Source organism: Caproiciproducens sp. MSJ-32 (assembly GCF_018918055.1).
Classification (GTDB): Bacteria; Bacillota; Clostridia; order Clostridiales; family Clostridiaceae; genus Clostridium.
Map to the genome: position 1 here is coordinate 37094 of NZ_JAHLPS010000024.1, position 6762 is coordinate 43855.

Annotated in this window: 6 protein-coding genes, 1 pseudogene and 1 riboswitch; of the genes and pseudogenes, 3 read left to right on the forward strand and 4 right to left on the reverse strand. The window is 28.4% G+C overall.

Translation table 11 applies throughout. From position 1 onward, the window contains the following. Positions 1-229: 229 nt before the first annotated feature. Positions 230-2389: a Tex family protein gene (locus KQI16_RS02955; protein ID WP_216432104.1), complete on the forward strand. Its 2160-nt coding sequence runs from the start codon at positions 230-232 to the stop codon at positions 2387-2389. 69 nt (positions 2390-2458) lie between these two features. Next, a riboswitch (FMN riboswitch) is annotated at positions 2459-2576 on the forward strand. A gap of 181 nt (positions 2577-2757) precedes the next feature. Next, a complete protein-coding gene (locus tag KQI16_RS02960) occupies positions 2758-3327 on the forward strand; it encodes an ECF transporter S component (RefSeq protein WP_216432105.1) in 570 nt (189 codons plus the stop codon). A gap of 122 nt (positions 3328-3449) precedes the next feature. On the opposite strand, the gene rimI is transcribed toward KQI16_RS02960, so the two are convergent. The 3 genes from rimI to tsaE are packed head-to-tail and all read right to left on the reverse strand — an operon-like array spanning position 3450 to position 5096. Next, positions 3450-3938: a ribosomal protein S18-alanine N-acetyltransferase gene (gene rimI / locus KQI16_RS02965; protein WP_216432107.1), complete on the reverse strand. Its 489-nt coding sequence runs from the start codon at positions 3936-3938 to the stop codon at positions 3450-3452. Further along, complete coding sequence (tsaB, locus tag KQI16_RS02970) at positions 3922-4638, reverse strand: tRNA (adenosine(37)-N6)-threonylcarbamoyltransferase complex dimerization subunit type 1 TsaB (RefSeq protein ID WP_216432109.1); 717 nt, start codon at positions 4636-4638, stop codon at positions 3922-3924. Before tsaB ends, rimI begins: the two co-directional genes overlap by 17 nt. Then, a complete protein-coding gene (tsaE, locus tag KQI16_RS02975; protein WP_216432110.1) occupies positions 4635-5096 on the reverse strand; it encodes a tRNA (adenosine(37)-N6)-threonylcarbamoyltransferase complex ATPase subunit type 1 TsaE in 462 nt (153 codons plus the stop codon). The genes tsaB and tsaE overlap by 4 nt, the downstream gene beginning before the upstream one ends. 218 nt (positions 5097-5314) lie before the next feature. On the opposite strand from tsaE, the gene KQI16_RS02980 reads away from it, so the two are divergent. Then, the gene (locus tag KQI16_RS02980) at positions 5315-6199 is read left to right on the forward strand and encodes a metal ABC transporter solute-binding protein, Zn/Mn family (RefSeq protein WP_216432111.1); all 885 of its coding nucleotides are present in this window, start codon (positions 5315-5317) and stop codon (positions 6197-6199) included. 76 nt (positions 6200-6275) lie between these two features. Here the strand turns inward: KQI16_RS02980 and KQI16_RS02985 are convergent. Beyond that, positions 6276-6762, reverse strand: a pseudogene (locus KQI16_RS02985) (IS30 family transposase); the annotation flags it as partial.

The following is a 6762-nucleotide window of genomic DNA, read 5'->3' on the forward strand; positions in this document are numbered from 1 at the left end:
ATATAATGAAAAAAATTAATAATATGTTGATTAGTCTGCTAATAATAAAACCAAGCTTTTTCAATACAATCACCTCTGGAAATATTTTACATTTAAATTATACTTGTAATTTACTTTTGTATCAATATGTATTCCTTTAATAAAATATAAATATTTTATTAAAGCTAAATATTGTATTATAATAACATTATGTAAATTTAAGGCTAATAATTTTAACTAGGAGGAAATTATGGTAGATATAGCAGGTAAGCTTTCATCAGAGCTTAAGATAAGTATAACTCAAGTAAATAATGTAATAGAACTCTTAGATGCTGGGAATACAGTACCTTTTATCTCAAGATATAGAAAGGAACAGACTGGTGGTTTAAGTGATGAAGTTTTAAGAGAATTTCATGAAAGGCTAATATATCTTAGAAATTTAAAGGAAAGAAAAGAAGATGTAAAAAGATTAATTGAAGAACAAGGAAAATTAACTGAAGAAATAGTTAAAGCTTTAGAAAATGCTTCATCTTTAACAGAAGTTGAGGATATTTATAGACCTTATAAGCAAAAAAAGAGAACTAGGGCAACTAAAGCTTTAGAAAAGGGATTAAAGCCTTTAGCAGATTTAATTTTAGATGGAAGCTTTAAGGGAAATATAGAAGAAGAAATAAAGAAATATATAGATGAAGAAAAAGAAGTAAATAATAAGGAAGATGCTATAAATGGAGCTTTAGATATAATAGCAGAAGTTATTTCTGATGAAGCTAAGTATAGAAAATGGATAAGAAGTTTAGTTTTAAAGGAAGGTAAAATAGAAACTAAAGGAGACAGTGAAGAAGATACTCCTTATGAGATGTATTATGATTATAGTGAAGAAGTAAGCAAAATACCATCTCATAGAATTTTAGCAATTAATAGGGCAGAAAAAGAAAAAGTTCTTCAGGTAAAAATAGTAGTAGATGAAGAAAAAATAATTAATTATTTAGAGAAAGAAATATTAAAATCAAATCTTATAACAGATGAATATTTAAAGCTGGCAATAAAAGATTCTTTAAAAAGATTAATATACCCATCTATAGAAAGAGAAGTTAGAAATGAACTTACAAATCGTGGAGAAGAAGGAGCAATAAAAATTTTTAAAGAAAACTTAAAGTCTTTATTAATGCAGCCTCCAATTAAAGGTAAAGTTGTAATGGGTTTTGACCCTGGTTTTAGAACTGGCTGTAAAGTTGCAATTTTAGATAGCACAGGAAAGTTTTTAGATAAGGCAACAGTATATCCAACAGCTCCACAAAATAGAATAGAAGAGACAAAGGAAATACTTAAGGGATTAATAAAAAAATATAATGTAGATGTTATATCTCTAGGAAATGGAACTGCTTCAAGAGAATCAGAAGAAGTTATTTCAGAAATCATTTCTGAAATGAAAAGTGAAAGTGGCAAGGAAGTATCTTATGTTATTGTATCAGAAGCAGGGGCATCAGTATATTCTGCTTCAGAACTTGCATCTAAGGAATATCCTGATTTAGACGTAACTATAAGAGGAGCAATTTCAATAGGAAGAAGACTTCAAGATCCTATGGCTGAATTAGTTAAAATTGATCCAAAAGCTTTAGGAATAGGACAATATCAACATGATATCAGTCCTAAAAAATTAGATGAATCCTTAACTGGTGTAGTAGAAGATTGTGTAAATAAAGTAGGAGTAGATTTAAATATAGCTACCCCATCTTTATTAACTTATATTTCAGGAATAAATTCTACTATAGCTAATAATATAGTTGAATATAGAAATGAAATAGGAGCCTTTAAAAATAGAAAAGAGCTTTTAAAAGTAAAGAGATTGGGATCAAAGGTTTTTGAACAATGCGCTGGCTTTTTAAGAGTTATGGAGAGTGATGAACCTTTAGACAATACTTCAGTCCATCCAGAGTCCTATGACGTGGCGAGAAGCTTAATAAAGGAACTTGGATATACCATAGAAGATTTAAAAAATAGAAAGTTAACAGATATAGAAGATAGGGTAAAGAAAGTAGGAATAGAGAAACTTCTTGAAAGTCTAAAGGTAGGAGAGCCAACCCTTTTAGACATAATAAAAGAATTAAAAAAGCCAGGAAGAGATCCAAGAGAAGAAATGCCAAAGCCTATATTAAAAACAGGAATAATCAATATGGAGGATTTAACTCCAGGATTAGTATTAAAAGGAACTGTTAGAAATGTAGCTGATTTTGGAGCCTTTGTTGATATAGGAGTTCATCAAGATGGTTTAGTTCATAAGAGTCAAATGTCTTATAAATTTATAAAACATCCTTTAGAGGTAGTTAAGGTTGGAGATATAGTTGATGTAAAAATAATAGATGTGGATGTTAAGAAAAAAAGAATTTCTTTATCTATGAAGGACTTGTAAATGGTTAAAAATTTTGCTTGTCAAAATAATAACTATAGCATATAATATAAGAGTAATAAAAATAAATAACATTATCTTCAGGGCGGGGCGTAATTCCCCACCGGCGGTATAGCCCGCGAGCTAGTTTATAGCACGATTCGGTGAAACTCCGAAGCCGACAGTATAGTCTGGATGAAAGAAGGTATATGTGGTGAGATAGCTTAATTTAATTATTAATGCATCTTTCTTTTTGCATGTATGAAGCCCTGATGTAAATTTTACATCAGGTTTTTTTATTGATAAAAGAGAAGGATTGTGTTAATAAAATATCACCAAATTATTCTAATCTACGCCAGTTCCCTGAGACAATGAGTTTGGGAGGAGAAAGAATGAAAAATTATCAAAATCAAAACTTAAACAAGTTTATCAAAATATCACTTTTAGGGGCAATGTCAGTAATATTAATGTATTTTGATTTCCCTATACCATTTTTTCCATTTCCATGGTTAAAAATTGATTTAAGTGATGTGACAGCATTGATAGGGGGACTAGCATTTGGCCCGATGGCAGCAGTTGTAATTGAGCTTATAAAAAATTTACTTATCTTAGTAGTAAAAGGTACAAGTAGTGCTGGTGTAGGAGAACTAGCAAACTTTATAATTGGAGTTTCCTTGGTGTTGCCGCCAGCAATTATTTATAAGAGAAATAATACTAAAAAATCATTATTAATAGGAATGTTATTTGGACTATTATCTGTTGAAATAATAGGGATATTAGCGAATGTATATATATTAATTCCTTTATATAGAATGCAAATGAGTCCGGAAGAAATGATTTATTATGTCACCGCAGGTTTATTGCCATTTAACGGAATTAAAGCGGTAATTGTCGGTATAATAAACTATGTATTACACGAAAGACTTGAAAAGGCACTTTATAGAAAAGAAGCAAGAGCATAGATTAGACATAAGTGTATTGTGCACAGTTAAGGAAAATTTTCAGTAAGGATGAAAATATAAGTAAATAATGAAGAGTTATTCTATAGAGATTATTATAGAATAACTCTTTTGTTTTAGAATTTTTAGTTCTGATAAAAAGCATCAGTAGCTGTTGACTGTGGATTGTGAACTGTGAACTGCATTAAAATTGCATCTTCTCCAGTATCTTGGTAATATCCTTTTCTTAATCCATTTTCAACAAAGGAAAATTTTTTATATAAATTTTGGGCTGGAATATTTGAGGCTTTTACTTCTAAATTAATTTTTGAGCAATTAAGATTTTTGCATAAAGTTATTAATGAAGATAAAAGCTTGCTGGCTATTCCAAGTTTCCTGTAGTCAGGGTGTACTGCAACATTCATAATATCTGCTTCACCAGCAATTATCCATGCACCTATAAAACCAATGACTTCATTGTTTGTGTTATCAATTGCAACTATGTATTTAGCAAGAGGATTATTAATTTCATTTGAAATTGAAGTTTTGCTCCAAGGTGTTTTAAAAGACAAAGTACTTACTTTAAATACCCCTTCCACATCTTTTTTACTCATTGTTTTATATGTTATGTTCATCTTTTAGAGCTAACCTCTTTTCTAATTCCCTTTGAGCTTGAGGCTTTTTTAGATAAAATGGAGCTGAATTTGGATCATCAGCTTTATTTTCTAATAATAGTTTTAATCCTAGTTCTCCAAGAGATGAAGCCCTAATTATACTTAAATGATTAGGAGGGAAGTAACAGTTATCAAGATTATTCATTAGATACTCCTTATGTTTTACTAGTCCATCACCAGTAAAAATAACTTTTTCTCCTTTTTCTTTTAAAAGAGTTACTAGCTCTTCTAAATCTAGAGCAGCATAATCCATTAAGGCTTCCAACTTTCCATTATTATTTTTGTAAAGGCAAGTATATACACTATCTCTTAAAGCATCCATAATAGGGCATATAATACCATCAAAATTTATTAGGGAATAAGCTAAAGCATCAAGGCTTGATATACTTACATAAGGTTTATCAGCACCAAAGCTCAAGCCTTTAATTGTTGCCATTCCTATTCTTAAGCCTGTAAAAGAACCAGGGCCTTTAGATACTACAAAACCATCTATATTATCTATTGTTAAATTAGAATCCTTTAATAAATTATCAATCATATCCATTAATAATACTGAATGTTCTAATTTATTATTTAAAGTATATTCTGCAATTAAGCCATTTTCATTTAAAACTGCTGTTGTTGCTACCTTTGAGGAAGAATCAATACTTAAAATATTCATATTTTCAACTCCTTTATATAATTGTATCTTTCTCCATAAGGAGTAATAGTTATTTTTCTAAAATTCTCTCCCTTTGATAAATCTTTTTCTATATAAATATGTAAAAATTCTTTTGGCAAGATTTCTTCTATATAATTTGCCCATTCTATTACAGAAACTCCATCGGAAAATATGTATTCATCGAAACCAATTGCATAAATTTCATCTGGATCGCTAACTCTATAAACATCAAAATGATAGAATTTTAGCCTGCCTGAATCATATTCATTTACTATTGTAAAGGTTGGGCTTGTTATATGTTCTTCAATTCCTAAACCTTTAGCAATACCTTTTGTTATATGAGTTTTACCTGTACCTAAATCACCAGTTAAGCAAATGACATCACTAGGCTGTACAAGTTTACCTAGTAAAAATCCGATTTTAGTAGTTTCTTCTAAACTATTAACATAAAAAACCATAATTAATATCCTTTCTAAAGTATCTTATTAATATATTTTATCCAAAAAGATAAGAAAAAGAAAGATAAATGGGAATAATAAATTTTTGATAAAAGGAATTTTAAGGAATTAATTAACATAAATGTAACCGAATTTTAAGAAAAAGAAATTGTATTTATGGTATTATAATGATAATATTAGTTCTAATGAACTATAGATATAGTTTTGGAGGAAGTTAAATGAAAAAGTTAACTTACATATTGATAATTTTTACTTTTAGTTTATTTTTATTTTTAAATATATCTGGAAATTCTTTAGAGGCAACAATGAATTCTGAAGAAGAAATTCAACAAAATGAAAAGTTAGATATAGTTGCTATAAATGAACATCAATATAGAATGATAATGAGTTTAGTTAAGGATAAACATAATGTAGATTATTTAGTTAAAAACAATGAAGAACTTAAAGACTATAAAATAGATGATACGATTTTAGAAAGTGTGTTAAATAATGATTTATTAATTTATAGTGATTTAGAGAATAAAGATTTTATAGATAAAATAAATGAAGGAAGAAAAAGATTAAGGGATAAAGAAAGGAATAATATAGATAAAAAAATAAGAAGTATAAATATAGCTAGAGGAATCTATCCAATGAGTATGCAAGCAGATTCTAAAGAAGAAGCAAATCCCTATTATTATTTGGGAATTAATGAGTATAAAATAGCTTTATATAATACAAAGATGGCATTACAAGAAAATGATATAGCAAATAGAGATTATTATGAAAAAAACTATAATGACATTATTAAGGAAATTGAGAATTTTATAAAAGAAACAGCTCCAGCTTTAGAAAAGGTAAAGGAATATAAAATATTAGCAGCTTCTAATAAATTTGATTATTTCTTTAAAAATTTAGGCATAGAAGTTGTTAAAGTAAATAAGGATAATATTAATGAGTATTTAGAAGAAGAGAAAGTAATATTCATACATGATTTGAAAGAAGAAAATATACTACCTTCAGAAAGCAAAATTAAGGTTTTAGAATTGAATTTTCAAGATAGCAGTATAGAAGGCATTAAAAATAATATTAATAAGCTTATAGAATTTTTAATAAATTCTTAAATTGCAATATTAAATGCAACACCACTGTGAAAAAATCATGTAGAATAGGACTGACAATAGTCAAAATCAGCCTTAAGCCCATCTTATCCATAAGCTTTTTTATTGAATCATCAACAGATTTACTATCTTTAGCATTTAAAGTTATCATTATTTCATAACGGGACTTACGCTCTGTTAGAGTCAAGAGAGCATTATCACCGGACTTTTTACCAATGACAGTATCTATTTCCCAATGTCCGAATTCTTCACGGGTATTTACTTCTTCTGGTCTTAAATCAATACTTTTACCTAAGATACGCTTATTTTGCTTAATTCTTTTATTCTTAGGTTTTAAGCGTAGTTTTAAAGGTAAATCTATATTGCGTACAGATAAAAAGCCTTTATCAATATAGTTGTACAATGTTTTAGTAGAAACAATATATTCATCCTTCCAAGCAGGGTCATTTTTACAATAACCTACTACAGCATCGACGGACCATTTATCTTTAAGAATTTTTGTTTCTGCATACTTTATAAAAGCTTCGGCTGTAGCTATTTTAATTTTTGCTCCGCAATTTGAGCGA